Annotated in this window: 14 protein-coding genes; 7 read left to right on the top strand and 7 right to left on the bottom strand. The window is 73.5% G+C overall.

The window, feature by feature from the left end:
* Positions 1-8: 8 nt before the first annotated feature.
* Positions 9-1,637 carry a carboxyl transferase domain-containing protein gene (locus ACFYXS_RS02630; protein ID WP_389242977.1) on the bottom strand — a complete coding sequence of 543 codons (1,629 nt, stop codon included), beginning with the start codon at positions 1,635-1,637 and terminating at the stop codon, positions 9-11.
* Between the two features lie 140 nt (positions 1,638-1,777).
* Here ACFYXS_RS02630 and ACFYXS_RS02625 point away from each other — a divergent pair, with 140 nt between their 5' ends.
* Genes ACFYXS_RS02625 through tesB form a run of 3 tightly spaced genes read left to right on the top strand, consistent with a single transcriptional unit; the run spans position 1,778 to position 4,520 of the window.
* Positions 1,778-2,401: a TetR/AcrR family transcriptional regulator gene (locus ACFYXS_RS02625; protein WP_319661518.1), complete on the top strand. Its 624-nt coding sequence runs from the start codon at positions 1,778-1,780 to the stop codon at positions 2,399-2,401.
* Positions 2,402-2,443: 42 nt separating this feature from the next.
* Positions 2,444-3,601 carry an acyl-CoA dehydrogenase family protein gene (locus ACFYXS_RS02620; protein WP_389242974.1) on the top strand — a complete coding sequence of 386 codons (1,158 nt, stop codon included), beginning with the start codon at positions 2,444-2,446 and terminating at the stop codon, positions 3,599-3,601.
* Positions 3,602-3,635: 34 nt separating this feature from the next.
* Entirely contained in the window at positions 3,636-4,520 is an 885-nt protein-coding gene (tesB, locus tag ACFYXS_RS02615) for an acyl-CoA thioesterase II (protein WP_389242972.1), read from the top strand.
* A gap of 51 nt (positions 4,521-4,571) precedes the next feature.
* On the opposite strand, the gene ACFYXS_RS02610 is transcribed toward tesB, so the two are convergent.
* Entirely contained in the window at positions 4,572-5,372 is an 801-nt protein-coding gene (locus ACFYXS_RS02610; RefSeq protein ID WP_389242970.1) for a phosphatase, read from the bottom strand.
* Positions 5,373-5,491: 119 nt separating this feature from the next.
* Positions 5,492-6,988 carry a PucR family transcriptional regulator ligand-binding domain-containing protein gene (locus ACFYXS_RS02605; RefSeq protein WP_389242968.1) on the bottom strand — a complete coding sequence of 499 codons (1,497 nt, stop codon included), beginning with the start codon at positions 6,986-6,988 and terminating at the stop codon, positions 5,492-5,494.
* A gap of 208 nt (positions 6,989-7,196) precedes the next feature.
* Between ACFYXS_RS02605 and speB the strand changes: the two genes are divergently transcribed.
* From speB to ACFYXS_RS02585, 4 genes are all read left to right on the top strand, one after another.
* A complete protein-coding gene (gene speB, locus ACFYXS_RS02600) occupies positions 7,197-8,159 on the top strand; it encodes an agmatinase (protein WP_389242966.1) in 963 nt (320 codons plus the stop codon).
* Positions 8,156-9,760, top strand: a complete 1,605-nt coding sequence (locus ACFYXS_RS02595; RefSeq protein ID WP_389242964.1) for a thiamine pyrophosphate-binding protein — start codon at positions 8,156-8,158, stop codon at positions 9,758-9,760. The genes speB and ACFYXS_RS02595 overlap by 4 nt, the downstream gene beginning before the upstream one ends.
* A gap of 79 nt (positions 9,761-9,839) precedes the next feature.
* On the top strand, positions 9,840-13,748 hold the full coding sequence (locus ACFYXS_RS02590) for an ABC transporter ATP-binding protein (RefSeq protein ID WP_389242962.1): 3,909 nt from the start codon (positions 9,840-9,842) through the stop codon (positions 13,746-13,748).
* Between the two features lie 169 nt (positions 13,749-13,917).
* Positions 13,918-15,339, top strand: a complete 1,422-nt coding sequence (locus ACFYXS_RS02585) for a S28 family serine protease (RefSeq protein ID WP_389242960.1) — start codon at positions 13,918-13,920, stop codon at positions 15,337-15,339.
* Between the two features lie 10 nt (positions 15,340-15,349).
* On the opposite strand, the gene ACFYXS_RS02580 is transcribed toward ACFYXS_RS02585, so the two are convergent.
* The 4 genes from ACFYXS_RS02580 to ACFYXS_RS02565 all read right to left on the bottom strand — a co-directional run bounded on the left by ACFYXS_RS02580 (position 15,350) and on the right by ACFYXS_RS02565 (position 19,910).
* A complete protein-coding gene (locus ACFYXS_RS02580) occupies positions 15,350-15,976 on the bottom strand; it encodes a hypothetical protein (protein WP_389242958.1) in 627 nt (208 codons plus the stop codon).
* Positions 15,977-16,073: 97 nt separating this feature from the next.
* A complete protein-coding gene (locus ACFYXS_RS02575) occupies positions 16,074-17,870 on the bottom strand; it encodes a glycoside hydrolase family 3 protein (RefSeq protein ID WP_389242955.1) in 1,797 nt (598 codons plus the stop codon).
* A gap of 92 nt (positions 17,871-17,962) precedes the next feature.
* Positions 17,963-18,934 (bottom strand): hypothetical protein, encoded by a 972-nt coding sequence (locus ACFYXS_RS02570; RefSeq protein WP_389242953.1) that lies wholly within the window; start codon positions 18,932-18,934, stop codon positions 17,963-17,965.
* 64 nt (positions 18,935-18,998) lie between these two features.
* A complete protein-coding gene (locus tag ACFYXS_RS02565; RefSeq protein ID WP_389242951.1) occupies positions 18,999-19,910 on the bottom strand; it encodes a LysR family transcriptional regulator in 912 nt (303 codons plus the stop codon).
* Positions 19,911-19,919 lie beyond the last annotated feature (9 nt).

Raw genomic sequence — 19,919 nt, 5'->3', positions numbered from 1 at the left:
TCGTCCCCCTACATCCGGAAGACGCCGTAGCCCGGCGCCTCGGGATCGCGTTGCGGAATGGGCGCGTTGGCGCAGGCGGTGAGGGCGAGCCCGAGCACCTGGCGGGTCTGGAGCGGGTCGATGACGCCGTCGTCCCACAGCCGGGCCGTCGCGTAGTACGCGTTGCCCTGCTCCTCGTACTGCGCGCGGATCGGGGACTTGAAGGTCTCCTCGTCCTCTTGCGCCCAGGTGTCGCCCGCCGCCTCGATCTGGTCCCGCTTGACGGTGGCCAGCACGGAGGCCGCCTGCTCGCCGCCCATGACGGAGATCTTGGCGTTGGGCCACATCCACAGGAAGCGCGGTGAATACGCGCGCCCGCACATCGAGTAGTTGCCCGCGCCGTAGGAGCCGCCGATGACGACGGTGAGCTTGGGCACCCGGGTGGTGGCGACCGCGGTCACCATCTTGGCGCCGTGCTTGGCGATGCCGCCGGCCTCGTACTGCCGGCCCACCATGAAGCCGGAGATGTTCTGGAGGAAGAGCAGCGGGATGCCGCGCTGGTCGCACAGCTCGATGAAGTGCGCGCCCTTCTGGGCGGATTCGGAGAACAGGATGCCGTTGTTGGCGACGATGCCGACCGGGTGGCCGTGGATGCGGGCGAAGCCGGTCACCAGCGTCGTGCCGTACTCGGACTTGAACTCGGAGAAGCGGCTGCCGTCGGTGATGCGGGCGATCACCTCGCGGACGTCGTAGGGGGTGCGCGAGTCGACCGGGACCGCGCCGTACAGGCCCGCGGGGTCGACGGCGGGCTCCTCGACGGGCGCGACCGTCCAGGGCAGCGCGCCGCGGGCGGGCAGGGTAGCCACGATGTTCCGCACGATGCGCAGGGCGTGGGCGTCGTCCTCGGCCAGGTGGTCGGTGACGCCGGAGACACGGGAGTGGACCTCGCCGCCGCCCAGCTCCTCGGCGGTCACGACCTCGCCGGTGGCGGCCTTCACCAGGGGCGGTCCGCCCAGGAAGATCGTGCCCTGGCCGCGGACGATGACCGCCTCGTCGCTCATCGCGGGCACATAGGCGCCGCCGGCCGTGCACGAGCCGAGCACGGCGGCGATCTGCGGGATGCCGCGCGCGGACATGGTGGCCTGGTTGAAGAAGATCCGGCCGAAGTGGTCGCGGTCGGGGAAGACCTCGTCCTGCTTCGGAAGGAAGGCGCCGCCGGAGTCCACCAGGTAGAGGCAGGGGAGCCGGTTGTCGAGGGCGATCTCCTGCGCGCGCAGGTGCTTCTTGACCGTCATCGGGTAGTACGTGCCGCCCTTGACCGTGGCGTCGTTGGCGACGATCACGACCTCGCGGCCGGAGACCCGGCCGATCCCGGCGACGACGCCGGCGGCCGGGGCCTGCCCGTCGTACATCCCGTCGGCGGCCAGCGGCGCCAGCTCCAGGAAGGGCGATCCGGGGTCGAGCAGTCCGTCCACGCGGTCGCGGGGGAGCAGCTTGCCGCGCGCGGTGTGCCGGGCGCGTGCCTTCTCCCCGCCGCCGAGGGCGGCCGCGGCGAGCTTCTCGCGCAGTTGCGCGGACAGCTCTGCGTGCGCCTTGACGTTGGCGTGAAAGGCCTCGCCCGCCGGATCCGCGGCGCTGGCGAGGACGGGTGCTTCCATGTCGCGGGCCCCCGGGTGTTAGCGGTCGTTAACTGTGATGTCCCCTACGTTAGCGGTCGTTAACACCACTGTCTAGAATATGAGGACGACGAGATCGCGGGGGGCGGCCGAACGCCGGACGCCGCCCGGAAAGGTGCGGTGTGGAGCCCACGAGGACGGCCGCGAGGGCGGCGAGCGGCAGACGCGACCAGATCCTGCAGGAGGCCGCGCGGCTCTTCGCCGAACGCGGGTTCCACGGCGTCGGTGTGGACGAGATAGGGGCCGCCTGCGGCATCAGCGGCCCGGGCCTGTACCGGCACTTCGCGGGCAAGGACGCGATGCTGGCCGAGCTGCTCGTCGGCATCAGCGGCCGGCTGCACGCGGCCGGCCGGATGCGCGTCGCCGAGGCGGGCGACCCCGCGGCCGCGCTGGACGCCCTGGTCCAGGGCCATATCGACTTCGCCCTGGACGACCGGGCGCTGATCATCCTGCACGACCGGGAGCTGGACCGGCTGCGCGAGTCCGACCGCAAGCTGGTGCGCCAGCTGCAGCGCCAGTACGTCGAGCAGTGGGTCACGGTCGTGCGCCAGGTGCACCCCGGGGCCGCGGAGGCCGAGGCGCGGGCCGCCGTGCACGCCGTCTTCGGCCTGCTCAATTCCACGCCCCACCTCGGCCCGCACGGCGGGCTCCCGGGCCGGGCGGCGACCGCCGTGCTGCTGCACCGGCTGGCCCTGGGCGCCTTTGCGGCTCTGGACAGTCCACGCGACCGGGAAGTAACTTACTGAGCGCTTGCTTATTCATCGCTCGGTCTGCAGAGGAGGCGCCAAGTGCGTCGCACGGTATTCAACGAGGACCACGAGGCGTTCCGGGAGACCGTCCGGGACTTCATCGCCCGCGAGGTCGTCCCGGTCTACTCCCAGTGGGAGGAGGCCGGCTACCCGCCCCGCGAGTTCTACAACCGCCTCGGCGAGCTGGGCGTCTTCGGCATCGAGGTGCCGGAGGAGTACGGCGGCGCCGGCGTCACGAGCTGGAAGTTCAGCGCCGTGGTGACCGAGGAGACCGCCCGCGCCGGCGTCAGCTTCGGCAGCAGCGGCGTGCACACCGGCCTGGTGCTCCCGTACCTCCTCGAGTTCGCCAACGAGGAGCAGAAGAAGCGCTGGCTGCCGGACTTCATCAGCGGCGACATGATGACGGCCATCGCCATGACCGAGCCGGGCACCGGCTCCGACCTGGCCGGCATGACCACCAACGCCAAGCTCTCCGAGGACGGCACCCACTACGTCCTCAACGGCGCCAAGACCTTCATCACCGGCGGTGTCGTCGCCGACCGCGTGCTCGTGGTCTGCCGCACCGCGCCCGCCACCCCGGAGGACCGCCGCGGCGGTCTGTCGATCCTCGTCGTCGACACCAAGAGCGAGGGCTACGCGGTCGGCCGCAAGCTGGAGAAGATCGGCCTGCGCACCTCCGACACCGCGGAGCTGTCCTTCACCGACGTCAAGGTGCCCGTCGAGGACCTGCTCGGCGAGGAGGGCAAGGCCTTCTCCTACCTGACCCACAACCTGCCGGTCGAGCGCCTCGCCATCGCCGTGGGCTCCTACGCGCAGGCCGACGCCGCCGTCCGCTTCGCCACCCAGTACGTGCGCGACCGCAAGGTCTTCGGCAAGGCCGTCGCCGAGTTCCAGAACACCAAGTTCGTGCTCGCCGAGTGCGCCTCGGACGTGGACGCCATGCAGGCCGTCGTCGACCGCGCTCTGGAGGCCCACGAGCAGGGCGACTTCACCGCCGCCGACGCCGCCCGTGCCAAGCTGTTCTGCACCGAGACGGCGGCCAAGGTCATCGACCGCTGCCTCCAGCTGCACGGCGGCTACGGGTACATGCTGGAGTACCCGATCGCCCGCCTGTACGCGGACAACCGCGTGCACCGCATCTACGGCGGCACCAGCGAGGTCATGAAGTCGATCATCGCCAAGTCGATGGGCCTGTGACCGAGCGGTCCGCCGCCCGGCCCGAGAGAGCACTGTGACCAACGCAAGTCTGCAGTCCCTGCTCGATCTGCTCGACCTCGAGCGGATCGAGCAGGACATCTTCCGCGGCGCCAGCCGCTGGGCCGTCGTCCCGCGCGTCTTCGGCGGCCAGGTCGCCGCCCAGGCGCTGGTGGCGGCCGGGCGCACCGTGCCCGAGGGCCGCGACGCCCACTCCCTGCACGCGTACTTCCTGCGCATGGGCGATCCCGGCGCGCCGATCGTCTACCAGGTCGACCGCATACGCGACGGCCGCTCCTTCACCACCCGGCGGGTCGTGGCGGTGCAGCACGGGCAGCCGATCTTCCACCTCTCCGCGTCCTTCCAGACGCACGAGGAGGGCCTGGAGCACCAGGAGCCGATGCCGGCCGCCCCGGACCCGGAGACCCTGCCCACCGGCGAGGAACTGCTGCGGTCGCACGCCGACCGCTTCCCCGACCCCACGGTGGTGGACCGCCTCCTGGAGGCGCGTGCCGCCGTCGACCTGCGCTACGTGGACGAGCCGCCGTTCCTCGCCCACGAGCGCGGCCCGCGCGAGGCCCGCTCCCAGGTGTGGTTCCGCACCAACGGCAAGCTCGCGGACGACCCGCTGCTGCACGTCTGCCTGGCCACCTATGTGTCGGACATGACGCTGCTGGACTCCGTGCTCCTGGCGCACGGACGCGGCGGCTGGGCGCTCGGCGACGTGGTGGGCGCGAGCCTGGACCACGCCATGTGGTTCCACCGGCCGTTCCGCGCGGACGAGTGGCTGCTCTACGACCAGCAGAGCCCGTCCGCCTCCGGCGGTCGCGGGCTCGGCACGGCCCGCATCTACACCCAGGACGGACGGCTGGCCGTCTCCGTCATCCAGGAGGGCCTCGTCCGGATCCCGCGCACGCCCTAGCCCCGCCGCGATGCCCCGCGCACCGCACCGCGGGGCATCGCCGGGCCTGCGTCAGGCCGGGCGGTTGAGGCCCGCGGCGTCCAGCAGGTAGGCCGTCATCGGGTCGTAGAAGCGCGGGTCGGTGACGTGGTCGTCGAGCGGGACGGTGACGGACACGGTGCCCTCGGCCTCGGCGAGGAAGAGCGCCGGGTCGTTGCAGTCGGCGAAGCCGATCGCGGTGATGCCGCGCTGCCCGGCGCATCCCGCCCAGCCGTGGTCCGCGACGACCAGGTCGGGCAGCGGCAGGTCCTGCGCGGCCAGCGCGTCGAGGACCGCCGCCATGGGGGCGGGGGAGTGGGTGTGCCACAGGGTGGCGCCGCGCTCCAGCATCGTCACGTCGCAGAACTGGAAGACCCCGCCCTCCTCCGTGGACAGGCCGCCGGGGACGGCCATCACCTCGCAGCCGGCGGCGCGCAGCGCGGCGGCCAGCGTGCGGTGGACGTCCAGCAGGCCGCCGGGGTGGCCGGTGGCGAACAGCACGCGCTGCCCGTCCTCCACGGCCTTGCAGAGCACGCGGGCGGCCCGCTCCAGCGCGCTGATCGTGAGCTCCGGGTCGATCGTGTCCTGTCCGATGCGGTACTCCGGGTCGGCCACGACGCCGCAGCGCTCCGCCATGACCGCGAGCACCGCCTCCTCGTCCGTCCACCGGTCGCCGAGTTCCAGGCCGAGCCAGTAGTGGCGGTCGCCCGCGGCGAGCCGGCCGTAGTGGGAGCGGTTGTTCTCGCGGGGGGTGGCGACGTCGCCCGCTATGCGCGTGGCGACGAGGTGGTCGGCGAGTTCCTGGCGGGAGGGCACGGTGACATGGGGCAGCATGCCCTCATTCTCCCGTGCCGTCGAAGGTCCGTGCGGCCGGGATGCGATCGACGCCGAGGCGTGACCTCCTGCCGGGGCGTCAGGAATCCGGGCACGCGGGCCGCCCCCGGGCGGTCGGTTCACAGCCAGCGCAGCGCGAACCACAGCTCCATGCGCACGTCCGGGTCGTCCGGATCGACGTCCAGCGCGGTGGCGACGCGGCCGATCCGCTGCCGCACGGTGTTGCGGTGTACGCCCAGGGCGACGGAGGTGCGGTCCCAGCTGCCGTGCAGCCCGATCCAGGTGCGCAGCGTCTCGACCAGGGCGGGGGAGCCTGCGATGGGCGCCAGCACCTCGCGCGCCCGCACCCTGGCGTCGTCCGGGGCGACCAGGTCCGCCATCCCGCCGTCCGCGCCCCGGTGCCGCACCAGCGCGCTGCGGCCCGCGACGGCCCTCCGTGCCGCACCAGCCGCCTGGCGGTCGCCTTCGTCCAGCGCGGCGGCGGGTACCGGGGCGCTCACCCCGAGCGTCCATCCGGGCTGCGCCGCGACCTCCCGGTCAGCGGGCAGCACCAGCCGCACCGCCTCGTCCCCTGGATCCAGCAGGGCGGTGCCCAGGGCCGAGCCGAGTGCGGCGGCCGCGGCCGGGCCGGCGGGGGCGCCGCGGCGCAGGGCGTGCACGACGAGCCACGGCCCGTCCGATCCCAGTAGGGGAGCGGCCTCCTCCGCTGCCGCTCCGAGCAGCAGGCGCACCAGCGCGGCCGACCGTGCGGCCTCCGCCGTCCCCAGATGCGGCCCGGTGAGCAGGGACAGGAGGACGGCGGCCACATTGGCCACCGAGTGGTCGGCCGGGTCGGGGTGCGAGGCGGCCAGGACGAGCGCCGGCCGCTCCCCGGGGCCTCCGCCGGCCAGGGCGTAGGCGGACAGCCGTGTCGCGCCGTGCGTGTCGGTGGCCGACGACGGCGGACGGGCGGAGGCGGCGGGACCGACCACGCGGGCCAGCCGGTGGGCCGCCTCGCGGATTCCCGCGTCCGGCGCGGTGCCGGCCGCGTACACCTCCGAGCCGTCGGGTGCGACGAGCGCCGCCCAGACATCGAGCCGCCGGGCCAGCCGGCGCAGGACGGCCGGGACGGGGTCGGGGCGGGCGGCCGCCGCGGCGAGTGCCTGCTGCGCCTCGGTCACATGCCGCAGCTCACGGGTCCGCGCCTCGCCCATGGCCTGCCAGACGGCACGGGCCACGGCCGTGAACGGGGTGCGCGGCGGCACCTCCACCAGCGGCAGCCCGTGGCGGTCGCAGGCCTCGACCAGTGCCGCCGGGGTCCGGTCGTGCACCGGGGCGAGGCCGAAGCCGAGCGCGGCGGCGCCGGCCTCCACGGTGCGTGCCACGTAGCGGTCCAGATAGGGCCCGGCGTCGGCCGCGGCGGTGAAGTGCACCCCGGCGGTGAGCAGCAGTTCGCCGCCGAGGAGATAGGGGACGGGGTCCTCCATCTCGCTGGTGTGCACCCACTGGACGCGTACGTCCGCCTGTGCCGCCCGCGGCCCGGCCACCTGGCGCAGTCCGAGGTCGGGCAGGGCCAGCAGCGCGGACAGCGGGATCTGGGGGGTGGGCGGCACGAGATCCTGCCGCGGGGACGTCATGTGCGTTCCCTCCATTCGGACCGACCCATGTGGAGGAAACGTACACTTCAGGGCGCCGTCGCGGCCACCTAGTGTCGCCACGGGCGGATGGCGGCCGGGCCGGCGGTGTGCGGCAGGTTCCCGCCCAGGGCAGTGAACGGACCCTTGCGGTCGGATCATTGACAAAGCGACCAGAACGCACCATGCGGATGAAAGCAGGCAGTCACTCATGAGCAGCAGCGAACCGCGCGGTCCCATCGACTCCTCCCGTACCCCGCGTTACGCCGGGCCCGCCACCTTCGCGCGGCTGCCGCGCCTCGACGAGGTCGGCAGCACCGACGTCGCGGTGGTCGGCGTCCCCTTCGACGCGGGTGTGTCCTACCGCCCCGGCGCCCGCTTCGGCGGCAACGCGATCCGCGAGGCCTCGCGCCTCCTGCGCCCCTACAACCCGGCGCAGGACGCCTCGCCCTTCGCGCTCGCCCAGGTCGCGGACGCCGGGGACATCGCCGCCAATCCGTTCGACATCAACGAGGCGGTCGAGACCATCCAGGCCGCCGCCGACGACCTGCTCGACAGCGGCGCCCGCCTGATGACCCTCGGCGGCGACCACACCATCTCCCTGCCGCTGCTGCGCGCCATGGCCCGCAAGCACGGCCCCGTGGCGCTGCTGCACTTCGACGCCCACCTCGACACGTGGGACACCTACTTCGGCGCCGAGTACACCCACGGCACGCCCTTCCGCCGGGCCGTCGAGGAGGGCATCCTCGACACCTCCGCGCTCTCCCACGTCGGCACACGCGGCCCGCTCTACGGCAAGCAGGACCTGACCGACGACGAGAAGATGGGCTTCGGCATCGTCACCTCCGCCGACGTCTACCGGCGCGGTGCCGACGAGGTCGCCCAGCAGCTGCGCGAGCGCATCGGCGACCGCCCGCTCTACATCTCCATCGACATCGACGTCCTGGACCCCGCGCACGCCCCCGGCACCGGCACCCCCGAGGCCGGCGGCATCACCTCCCGCGAGCTGCTGGAGATCCTGCGCGGTCTGGCGTCCTGCCGGCTGATCTCCGCCGACGTCGTCGAGGTCGCCCCCGCGTACGACCACGCCGAGATCACCAGCGTCGCCGCCTCCCACACCGCCTACGAGCTCACCACGATCATGACCCGGCAGATCGCGGCGGCCCGCGCGTGAGCCACCGGAACGGCGGCGACCTGGTCACCGAGTCCCTGGCGGCGCTCGGCGCGACCACCGTCTTCGGCCTGCCCGGGCAGCACGCGCTCGGCGCCTTCGACGCCCTGCGGCGCTCGGAGCTGGAGTACGTCGGCCTGCGCGTGGAGAACAACGCGGGCTTCGCGGCCGACGCGTACGCCCGTGTCACCGGCCGACCCGCCCCGCTGCTGGTCTCCACCGGACCCGGCTCGCTGATGACGCTCGCCGCGCTCCAGGAGTCGGCCGCGGCGTCCGTGCCGGTCGTGGCCGTCGGCAGCCAGGTGCCGGTCGCCGGTCTCGGCGGGGGCCGCCACGGCTATCTGCACGAACTGACCGACCAGAAGGCGTCGTTCCGGGACATCGTCAAGTCCGTGCACACCGTGCGTACCGCCTCCCAGATCCCCTCGGCCCTCGCCGCGGCCTGGGAGTCGGCGCTCACCGCGCCCTGCGGGCCGGTGTGGGTGGAGATCCCGCAGGACGTGCTGCTCGCCCCGGTCACGGTCCCGCCGGTCGCGGCACTGGCGGTCGGTCCCCGGCCGCCGCGGCCGCGCCCGGAGCTGATCGCGGAGGCGGCCGCGCTGCTGTCGCGCGCCGAACGGCCCGTCGTCCTGGCCGGCGGCGGTGTGGTCCGCTCCGGTGCGCAGGCCGAACTCCGCGCGCTCGCCGAGACGCTGGACGCCCCCGTGGCCTGCACCTTCGGCGGCAAGGGCGGCTTCCCCTGGGAGCACCCGCTGTCGCTGCGCAGCTGGCTGGAGGACCGGCACACCACCGACTTCCTGGAGGACGCCGATGTCCTGCTGGTCGTCGGCTCCGGGCTCGGTGAACTCTCCTCGAACTACCACACGTTCCGCCCGCGCGGCCGGGTGATCCAGATCGAGGCCGACCTCGGCAAGCTGGAATCCAACCACCCGGCCCTCGGCATCCACGCCGACGCCCGCCTCGCCCTGGGCGCCCTCGCCGAGGCGGCCGGCGAGCGGCGCGACCCGACGGCGGCACCGGCGGTGGCCGGGGTGCTGGAGCGGGTCCGGGCGCGCCTGGGCGGTCAGGACCTCGGACTGGAACAGCGCGTGCTGGCCGCCGTGCGTGACGCCCTCCCCGAGGACGCGCCCAGCTTCTGGGACATGACGATCCTGGCCTACTGGGCCTGGTCCGCGTGGCCCGGCGCGATGCACTCCGCCCAGGGCGCCGGCGGCCTCGGCTACGGCTTCCCCTCCGCACTGGGCGCGGCCGCCGCGGACCGCACCCGGCCGGTGCTGGCCGTCTCGGGCGACGGCGGCGCCATGTACTCGATCGCCGAACTCGCCACGGCCCGGCAGTACGGCCTGCCCGTGACCTGGCTCATCGTGGACGACGGCGGCTACGGCATCCTCCGTGAGTACATGACCGACGCCTTCGGCGAGGCCACCGCGACCGAACTCGCCCGGCCCGACTTCGTCGCCCTGGCCGAGTCCTTCGGCGTCCCCGGCGTCCGTACCACCCCGGAGCGGCTGCGGGAGGACCTCGCCGCCGCGCTGGCCGCCCCCGGGCCCTCGGTGGTGGTCCTCCCGGCACTGCTGCGGATGTTCGCGCCGACGCACCTGTAGGCGGAGCCGATCACGGGGCCCTGCTCCCGGCGGGGACCCGACCGCTGTCGGACCTTCGACGTAGCTTTGTTTCGGGAGGATGAAATCCGCACATCGGGGCGTTGTGATCCTCCGGCGGAGAAGTACCGACGAGAGGACCGTGGTGGCGGCGAAGGACGACGAGGGACAGAGCGGCGGAGCCGGGCCGGGATGGTTGCGCCGGCTGACGGGTTACACCTGGCGGTACCGGCGGAACGTCCTGCTCGCACTCGGCTCGTCGCTCGGCGGCATGGGGGTGATGGCCCTGGTGCCGCTCGTGCCCAAGATCATCATCGACGATGTGATCGTCAAGCACGACAAGCCGCTGGCGCCCTGGGCGGCCGTGCTGATAGCCGCCGCCGTCGTGGTGTACGTGCTGACCTTCGTGCGGCGCTTCTACGGCGGCCGGCTCGCCCTCGACGTGCAGCACGACATGCGCACGGAGATGTTCCACTCGCTCACCCGCCTCGACGGCGTGCGCCAGGACGAGCTCAACACCGGCCAGGTCGTCGGCCGGGCCACCAGTGACCTCCAGCTGATCCAGGGCCTGCTCTTCATGGCCCCGATGATGATCGGCAACGTCCTGCTGTTCGTGATGTCGCTCGTCGTCATGCTCGTGCTCTCGCCCCTGCTGACGGTGATCGCCCTGGCCGTCGCCCCCGCCCTGTGGTTCCTGGCCGACCGCAGCCGCAGGACGCTCTTCCCCGCCACCTGGTACGCCCAGGGGCAGGCGGCGGCGGTCGCCGGCATCGTGGACGGCTCGGTCACGGGCGTCCGCGTGGTCAAGGGCTTCGGCCAGGAGCAGCAGGAGATGTCCAAGATGCGCGCGGTCAGCGAGCGGCTGTTCGCCGGCCGGCTGCGCACGATCCGGCTCACCGCGCGCTACAGCCCGGCGCTGCAGGCCGTTCCCTCGCTCGGCCAGGTCGGCATGCTCGCGCTCGGCGGATGGATGGCGGTGCGCGGCCAGATCACGCTCGGTACCTTCGTGGCCTTCTCCACCTATCTCGCGCAGCTCACCGGCCCGGTGCGGATGCTCACGGTGATGCTCACCGTCGGCCAGCAGGCCCGGGCCGGCGTCGAGCGCGTCACCGAACTCATCGACACCCGGCCCAGCCTGCGGGAGGGCTCCGGGGAGCTGCCCCGCGAGGCCGCGGCCACCGTCGAGTTCGACCACGTCAGCTTCGGCTACGACCCGGCCCGCCCGGTGCTGGACGACTTCTCCCTCAGCGTCGCCCCCGGCGAGACCGTGGCGGTGGTCGGCGCCTCGGGCAGCGGCAAGTCCACCGTCTCGCTGCTGCTGCCGCGCTTCTACGACGTCACCGGCGGCGCGGTGCGCGTCGGCGGTGAGGACGTGCGCGAGCTGACCTTCGACTCGCTGCGCGACGCCATAGGCCTCGTGCCCGAGGACAGCTTCCTGTTCTCCGACACCGTGCGCGCCAACATCGCCTACGGCCACCCCGACGCCTCCGACGAGCAGGTACTCGCCGCGACCCGGCACGCCCAGGCTCACGGATTCATCTCGGCCCTGCCCCAGGGCTACGACACCGTGGTCGGCGAACAGGGCCTGACCCTGTCCGGCGGCCAGCGCCAGCGCGTGGCGCTGGCCCGCGCGATCCTGACCGACCCCCGGCTGCTCGTACTGGACGACGCGACCTCGGCGGTCGACGCCCGCGTCGAGGCCGAGATCCACGACGCCCTGCGCGAGGTCATGGCGGGCCGCACCACCCTGCTGATCGCGCACCGCCGGTCCACCCTCGCGCTCGCCGACCGCATCGCCGTCCTGGAGGCCGGCCGGCTGGTCGACATCGGCACACACGAGGAACTGCAGGACCGCTGCGCGCTGTACCGGCGGCTGCTGACCGACCCCGACGAACTCGGCGCCGACGTCGTGACCCACGACCCGGCCGGCGAGATCGCCGCCGCCGCGCCCCAGTGGCCGGGCGAGGGCGCGATCACCGGCCTGCTCGACCGCCCCGCCGCCCCGGCCGCGCCGCCGGCCGGCGGCGTCACCCCGGAGTTGTGGCCCGAGGACCGGCGCCACCGCGACGAGACCACCGACCGCAGGGGCGCGGCGCCCGCCGGGGCCGCCGCCCGCGGCGGCCCCGGCAGCATGGCCTCCGCCATGGCCGGCATGCCCGCCACACCCGAACTCCTCGCCCAGGTCGCCGCGCTGCCGCCCGCCGACGACGTCCCGGACATCGACGAGAAGGCCGCCGCGGACCTCGACAAGGACTTCGGCCTGCGCAGCATGCTGCGCGGCTTCCGCGGCCCGCTGCTGTTCAGCCTGCTGCTGGTCGCCGTGGACGCGCTCTCCGGACTGCTGCTGCCCGTCCTGATCCGGCACGGCATCGACTCCGGCGTCCGGCAGGCCGCGCTCGGCGCGGTCTGGGCGGCCTCGCTGCTCGGCCTCGCCGTCGTCGCCGCGCAGTGGGCCGCGCAGTACGGTTCGACGCGCCTCACCGGCCGCACCGGCGAGCGGGTGCTCTACACGCTCCGCGTGAAGATCTTCGCGCATCTGCACCGCCTCGGGCTCGACTACTATGAGCGCGAGCTGAGCGGCCGGATCATGACCCGGATGACCACCGACGTCGACGCGCTGTCGACGTTCCTGCAGACCGGCCTGGTCACCGCGCTGGTCAGCCTGCTCACCTTCGCCGGCATCTTCGTCGCGCTCCTGGCCATCGACGTCGAGCTGGCCCTGATCGTCTTCGCCACGCTGCCCGTGCTGCTGGTGGCCACCTGGGTGTTCCGCCGCAGGTCGGTCAAGGCGTACGAACTGGCACGCGAGCGGGTCAGCGTCGTCAACGCCGACCTGCAGGAGCACGTCGCCGGGCTCCGGGTCGTGCAGGCCTTCCGCGGCGAGCGCGGCGGAGCGAAGCGGTTCGCGGGCCGCAGCGACGCCTACCGCCAGGCGCGGGTGCGCGGCCAGTGGCTGATCTCTGTGTACTTCCCCTTCGTGCAGCTGCTGTCCAGCGTGGCCGCCGCCCTGGTGCTGATCGTGGGTGCGCACCGGATCGGCGCGGGCACTCTGACCGCCGGTGCCCTGGTGGCGTATCTGCTCTACATCGACCTGTTCTTCTCCCCGGTGCAGCAGCTCTCCCAGGTCTTCGACGGCTACCAGCAGGCCTCGGTGTCCCTGGGCCGCATCCGCGAGCTGCTGCGCACCCCGACGACGACCCCGCCCGCCCGGGCACCGCGCGAGGTGGGCCGGCTGCGCGGCGAGATCGTCTTCCGCGACGTGCGCTTCCGCTACGCCGAGGACGCGGCCGAGGCGCTGGCCGGTGTGGAGCTGCGGATCCCGGCCGGGCAGACGGTCGCCTTCGTCGGCGAGACCGGCGCGGGCAAGTCCACCCTGGTCAAGATGGTCGCCCGGTTCTACGACCCCACCTCGGGCGCGGTGCTCGTCGACGGGCAGGACATCCGCGAACTCGACCTGACCGGCTACCGGCAGCGGCTCGGCGTCGTCCCGCAGGAGGCGTACCTCTTCGAGGGCACGGTCCGCGACGCCATCGCCTACGGGCGCATGGACGCCACCGACGCCGAGGTGGAGGCCGCCGCGCGCGCCGTCGGCGCCCACGAGATGATCGCCACGCTCGACGGCGGCTATCTGCACACCGTCTCCGAACGCGGGCGCAACCTCTCTGCCGGACAGCGTCAGCTGATCGCCCTGGCCCGCGCCGAACTGGTCGACCCGGACGTGCTGCTGCTCGACGAGGCGACCGCCGCCCTGGACCTGGCCACCGAGGCCCTGGTCAACCAGGCCGCCGACCGGCTCGCGGTGCGCCGCACCACCTTGGTGGTGGCCCACCGGCTGACCACCGCGGCCCGCGCCGACCGGGTCGTCGTCATGGACCACGGCCGGGTCGTCGAGGACGGCACGCACGAGCAACTCCTGGCCGCCGACGGCCGGTACGCCGCGCTGTGGCGCACCTTCGTCGGCGAGGACGAGAGCAGCGAGGCCGTGGCCTGATCCCTGCGCGGGCGGCCCGCAACGGTCGTCGCCGGCCTCCGCCCGCCCGTACGAACGCGGCCCGGACCCCTGGGGTCCGGGCCGCGTTCGGCTGTCAACGCCCCCTGGTGGCAGGCGAGTTCCCCCTCATAGGTTCACGGGGACGCCCGTCGACCCCGAAGGAGGGGGCATGCGCAACGCGCTCAGATGGCTGCTCGCGCTCATGCTGCTCATCGGCACCGTCGGTGGCGGAGTCGCCACCGCGACCGCCGACGAGCCCGGCATCCCCGACATCAAGGACCGCATCCTGGCGATACCCGGGATGAGCCTCATCGAGGAGAAGCCGGTCACCGGCTACCGCTTCCTCGTCCTGAACTACACCCAGCCGGTCGACCACCGGCATCCGTCCAGGGGCACCTTCCAGCAGCGGATCACCGTGCTGCACAAGTCCGAGGACCGGCCGACCGTCTTCTACACCTCCGGCTACGGCCTCTCCACGACACCCTCGCGCCGCGAGCCCACGCAGATCGTCGACGGCAACCAGGTCTCCATGGAGTACCGGTTCTTCACCCCGTCCCGTCCCGAGCCCGCCGACTGGTCCACGCTCGACATCTGGCAGGCCGCCAGCGACCAGCACCGCATCTACCGCGCTCTGCGGACCGTCTACTCCCGGCACTGGCTCGCCACCGGCGCCAGCAAGGGCGGGATGACGGCCACCTACTACCGCCGCTTCTACCCGCACGACATGGCCGGCACGGTCGCCTACGTCGCCCCCAACGACGTGGTCGACGACGAGGACTCGGCGTACACCCGCTTCTTCCGGACGGTGGGCACCGCCGACTGCCGGGCCCGCCTGAACGCCGTACAGCGCGAGGCGCTGGTCCGCCGCGACGAGATCGTCGCCCGCTACCAGACGTACGCCGACGGCAACGGCCTGACGTTCACCACCGTGGGCAGCGCGGACAAGGCTTACGAGAACGTCGTCCTCGACCTGGTGTGGGCGTTCTGGCAGTACCACCTGGCGTCCGAGTGCGCGGACGTCCCCGCGCCGACCGCGTCCACCGACGCGATCTACTCCTTCGTCGACACGATCTCCGGCTTCGACTTCTACACCGACCAGGGGCTGGAGTACTACACGCCGTACTACTACCAGGCCGGCACCCAGCTCGGCGCGCCCACCTTCGCCACCCCGCACCTGAAGGGCCTGCTGCGCTACCCGGGCATCTACCAGCCGCGCTCGTACGTGCCGCGGTCCATCCCGATGCGCTTCCAGCCCCACGCCATGCGCGACGTCGACCGCTGGGTGCGGCAGCACGCCGACCGCATGCTCTTCGTCTACGGGCAGAACGACCCCTGGGGCGCCGAGCCCTTCCGCCCGGGCAGGGGCACGCACGACGCGTACGTGATGTGGGCGCCCGGCGCGAACCACGGCGCGGTGATCGGCGCACTGGGCGCGGCCGACAAGGCGAAGGCCACCGCCGAGGTGCTCCAGTGGGCCGGGGTCGCCCCCGCCGCCGTCACGGCGGACCCCGGCAGGGCGAAGCCGCTGGCGGCGTACGACGCGCGGCTCGACCGGCGCACCGGCGCCGAGAACGGCACGCTGCGGCCCTGACCGGCGCGCGTCACAGCCGGCGGGCGCACCCCACGCCCGCCGGCCCGCCGCCCACCCGGACGTACAGCACCGTGTCCTTCGGGCAGGCGGCACGGGTGGAGGCCAGCCGGACGACCCGGTACTGCGGCTTGTGCGCCCCGGAGCCGTCGCAGTTGGTCTCCTTCACCTCGCCGTGCCGTGAGGTGTACACGCAGTCGCCCGCGATGGTGTGCGGTCCGCCGCCCTCGCCCGGGTCGCCGGGGTGAGGGGCCATCAGATTGCGCATGCAGGCGTAGCCCTGCGGCTGGGCGGCGCTGACGGTCAGGAGGAAGTCGGTGGTCGCCGGGCAGCGGTCGCCGGGCCGTGCGGCGTCCTTCGGCGACGGCGACGGCGAGGCGGGCAGCAGCCCGTACAGACGGGTGACCACCCGGGCCAGTGCGGCCGGGTCGTCGCAGGGGATCTCGCGGTAGGAGCCGACCGGGTCGCTGGTCGCGCACTCGTCCTGGGCGAGGAAGACCCCGTCCTGCGTGGTCGGCGTGGTGCTCGGGCCCGCGGCGCTGCTGCCGGTTCCGCCGGGGCTCGGCGTGCAGGACGCCAGCAGTACGGCGAGCAGCCATGCCGCGCCCAGCAGTTGCCCCGAGATCGTCTGAATGCGCACGGCGGCCCCCCACCACTTCCCCCGGGCGACGTGCCCCCTTTGGGGAGGATAGGGGGTCGGGCCCGGTTCCGGGAGGGGCCGCCGTGCGCGCTCCATCTCAGTACCCCAGACCCCACCCCACGGGATAGAGGTCGCGCGTCGGTTCGTCAGTCTGGGGTACTGCCACCGGCAGTTTCCCGCCCGGCCGCACGCGGCCCGCCAGGACCCGTGCCGCCGCCCGCATGGACACGTCCGTCCACCCGTAGGTGGCGAGCGCCGCCGCCGTGCCGTCCAGCCGTGCGATGTCGTACGGGTTGCGGATCGCGATCTGCACCACCGGCACACCGGTGGCGGCCAGCGCCCGCACCAGGGCGATCTGCCGGTCCGTGGCGGCGCTGACGTTGTACGTGGCCACGACCACCGCGTCGGTGCCGCGCGCCGCGGCCACCGCCGCGTCGATCGCCGCCTGGCCGGGCGCGGTTCCGGTGGACAGCGCCTGGGCCTGGTGCCCGAGCGCGGTGAGCGCGGCCGCCAGCACGGCGGTGGGCGGCCCTCCGGTGCCCGACGGTGCCGCCGGATCGGCGCCGACGACCAGCAGGCGGCGCCGGGCGGGGAGCGGCAGCGTGCCGTTGTTGGCCAGCAGCGTGACCGTGCCGTCGGTGATCCTGTCCGCGGCGGCGAGGTGGGCGCGGGTGCCGACGACCCGGTCCACGCCGCGGTGGGTGACGTAGGGGTGGTCCAGCAGGCCCCTGCGCTCCTTGAGGGTCAGGATGCGCACCAGCGACCGGTCGATGCGCTCCTCGGTCAGCTCGCCGGAGCGCACCGCGGCCAGCACGCCCTGCCACGCGGTCTCCAGCAGCGGCGGGTTGAGCAGTTGGTCGACGCCCGCCTTGAGGGCGAGCACGGGGACGCGGTCGTCCCCGTACTTCTGGCGCACGCCCTCCATGCCGAGGGCGTCGGTGACGACCACACCGTCGTAGCCCATCTCCTCGCGGAGGATGCCGGTGAGGATCGGCCGGGACAGCGTCGCGGGATCGCCGGAGTCGTCGAGCGCCGGCACCAGGATGTGCGCGGTCATGATGGAGTCGATGCCGGCGGCGACGGCGGCCCGGAACGGCGGCGCGTCCAGGCGCCGCCACTCCTCCAGGGAGTGCGTGATGACCGGCAGTTCGAAGTGGCTGTCGGTGCCGGTGTCGCCGTGCCCGGGGAAGTGCTTGGCGGTGGCGACGACCCCGGCCCCCTGGTAGCCCGCCACCTGGGCGGCAACGAGCGAGGCGACTGCCTTGGGGTCGGCGCCGAAGGACCGCACGCCGATGACCGGGTTGGCGGGGTTGACGTTGACGTCGGCGACGGGCGCGTAGTCCTGGTTGATGCCCATGGCCGCCAGTTCGGCTCCCGCGACGGCGGCGGCGGCGCGGGCGTCGCGCACGCTCCCGGCGGCGCCGAGCGCCATCCCGCCGGGGAAGAGCGTGGCGGGCGAGCCGACGCGGGTGACCGCGCCGTGCTCCTGGTCGGTGGAGATCAGCAGGGGGATGCGCGAGGCGCGCTGGATGCCGTTGGACAGATCGGCGATCTGGTGCGGGTCACGGGTGTTGTGGGCCCACGCGAAGTAGATGATGCCGCCGACGTGGTACTTGGCGATGAGCTCGGCGGCGTTGGAGACACCGATCTCGTCCTGGTTGGCCGCCACGTCGGCGGGGTCGGGCGCGGTGGCCGAATGGCCGTACACCCGCATCACGAAGAGCTGACCGATCTTCTCCTCGATGCTCATCCGGTCGATGATCGCGCGGACGCGTCTGCGGTCGTGTGCCGCGGCCGCGCTCGCGGTGCCCGGGACGCCGACGGCGAGGGCGGTGGAGGCGGCCGCGGCGGCGCCGAGGACGGCACGGCGGGACGGACGGGGAGGGCTGTGCATGACGGACTCCTTCCGGCAGGAGGAGGCGGGACATGTCGAAGGCGGGGCTGAAAGAAACCTTCAAGCAGACACGCTTATCCGGAAAGTTATTGTCAGTCAATGAGGCGGGCACGCTCCGGCACCAAGGACGACGCCACCGCAAGGACCGCCGTCCAGTGCTGCGCCTGGATGCAGCGGATGGTCTCGTCCCCGGTCGTGGCCGCGGAGACCCCCTGACGGCTGATCATCAGCCAGGCGTCGGTGGGCCGGCAGCCGGTCAGCAGAAAGGCGAAGCGCCGCTCGCCCGGCCGGGACGGGCGCGCCGCCAACTGCTTGCGCACGGTCTTGGCGTCCTTGGGGGACAGCGTGGCGAGGAAGGCGTCGAGCTGACGGCCCGAGGTCACCTCGGCGTTCCGCGCGCCGCGCGCGGGCTCCCCGCCGTCCAGCCGGCCGAAGGCCACGGTCCTGCCCGGTCCTGCCGGGTCGGGTTGCGGGTCCTGTTCCTGGGCGAAGCGCGGATGCGCGGGCATCCGGTCGCGGGGCACCTCGAAGACGGTGACGACCTGATGGGCCGCGAAGCACTCGCCCGGCGGAGGCGGCTGGTCGATCCCGAGCACCAGCCGGTCGCCGCCGCGGAAGAGCAGCGCGTCCTTTGCGGCGCTGCAACCGGTCGTGCGGTTCCAGGCGACCAGCACGTTCCGCGAGAAGTCCGTGGCGGCGGCCCGCTTGGCGATCTCGGCACCCACCGCGGGATCGGACGAGGCGAACCAGCCCGGGAAGCGGGACAGGTCGCGTTCGTCGTTCAGCACCGTGTGGAGCGCCGGGGCCCGGACTGCCGAGGAGAAGTACACCCGGCGCGAGGCGATCCCGCCCTGACGCGGCGTCGAGGGCGAGACCGTGACGGACGGGGAGGCGGGGGGCTTGGGATCGGACGTCGGCGAGACGATGCCGGACGACGCGGGGCCGCCACCGGTGCTGTCGGAGGGGGGCGCACCGGTGGCGGACTGCTGCCGGCCGCAGGCGGCGGAGAGGGTTGTCAGCGACGCAGCCAGCAGCGTGACCGACACCGCCTTGCGGAGACTCATCAGCAGCACGTGGCTTGGACGGGACGCTGCCCGGAACGGTTCCCTGCGGGTGGAGGACATCCGCCTATGGTCGGGCACCCACCTGCGGGTAGTGGGCCCGCAACACGCGGACCGTCTCACTGATGGCCGGACGTCGTGACGCGCCCGTGCGCCACAAGGCGTACAGCCGCCGCACCGGCGCCGGCTCCAGCGGCATCACGGCCACGCCCGCGGGCACCGGGCCGCGCCCGAGCCGGGGCACGAGCGCGATCCCCAGTCCGGCGGCCACCAGTTCCAGCTGCGTCTGGTACTCGGCGACCTGGAAGGCGAGATCGGGCTCGCTGCCCAGTTCCCGCAGGGTCCGCACCAGCCATTCGTGGCAGACGTGCCCCGGCGGCTGGCAGATCCACCGCTGGTCGGTCAGGTCCTCGCGCGCCAGGGGGCCCCGCGCCGCCAGCGGATGCCCGGCGGGTACCAGGATGTCGCAGTGGTCCTCGCCGATCACCACCCGCTCCAGCCCCTCGGGGGCGGGCAGGGGCGCGATGTCCCAGTCGTGCACCACGGCCAGGTCGACGACACCGCGCGCGACCAGGTCGACGGCCCGGTGCGCGCCCTCCTCCAGCATCCGCAGCTCCAGCGACGGGTGGGCGGCGGCCAGTTCGGCGAGCACACCGGGCATCAGCCCGCGCGCGGCGGTGGGGAAGGCCACCGCCGTCAGCCGCCCGGTCGGTTTGCCGCGCCGCTCCTCCAGCGCGACCTCCGCCCGCTCGACGATGGCCATCAGCTCCTGGGCCGTCTCGGCCAGCAACTGTGCCGCCTCGGTCAGCGCCACCCCGCGGCCCTGCCGTTCCAGCAGTGTGGTGCGGGTCTCCCGCTCCAGCTTGGTGATCTGCTGCGAGACCGCGGAGGCGGTGTAGCCGAGCGCGGTCGCCGCCGCGCCGACGGAGCCGTGCACATGCACCGCGTGCAGTGCCCGCAGCCGGGCCAGGTCCAGCATCCGTCCACC

Source organism: Streptomyces sp. NPDC002574 (assembly GCF_042889545.1).
In the GTDB taxonomy this organism is placed as follows: Bacteria; Actinomycetota; Actinomycetes; order Streptomycetales; family Streptomycetaceae; genus Actinacidiphila.
This window is presented reverse-complemented; position numbering and strand designations above follow the sequence as displayed.

What these genes read in the sequence shown, in the direction of transcription:
- ACFYXS_RS02590 (WP_389242962.1), top strand. Translation starts at nt 9,840, where the DNA reads ATGAAATCCGCACATCGGGGCGTTGTGATCCTCCGGCGGAGAAGTACC.
- ACFYXS_RS02565 (WP_389242951.1), bottom strand. Translation starts at nt 19,910, where the DNA reads ATGCTGGACCTGGCCCGGCTGCGGGCACTGCACGCGGTGCATGTGCAC.
- ACFYXS_RS02605 (WP_389242968.1), bottom strand. Translation starts at nt 6,988, where the DNA reads ATGACGTCCCCGCGGCAGGATCTCGTGCCGCCCACCCCCCAGATCCCG.
- ACFYXS_RS02575 (WP_389242955.1), bottom strand. Translation starts at nt 17,870, where the DNA reads ATGCACAGCCCTCCCCGTCCGTCCCGCCGTGCCGTCCTCGGCGCCGCC.
- ACFYXS_RS02610 (WP_389242970.1), bottom strand. Translation starts at nt 5,372, where the DNA reads ATGCTGCCCCATGTCACCGTGCCCTCCCGCCAGGAACTCGCCGACCAC.
- ACFYXS_RS02630 (WP_389242977.1), bottom strand. Translation starts at nt 1,637, where the DNA reads ATGGAAGCACCCGTCCTCGCCAGCGCCGCGGATCCGGCGGGCGAGGCC.
- ACFYXS_RS02570 (WP_389242953.1), bottom strand. Translation starts at nt 18,934, where the DNA reads ATGAGTCTCCGCAAGGCGGTGTCGGTCACGCTGCTGGCTGCGTCGCTG.
- speB (WP_389242966.1), top strand. Translation starts at nt 7,197, where the DNA reads ATGAGCAGCAGCGAACCGCGCGGTCCCATCGACTCCTCCCGTACCCCG.
- ACFYXS_RS02585 (WP_389242960.1), top strand. Translation starts at nt 13,918, where the DNA reads ATGCGCAACGCGCTCAGATGGCTGCTCGCGCTCATGCTGCTCATCGGC.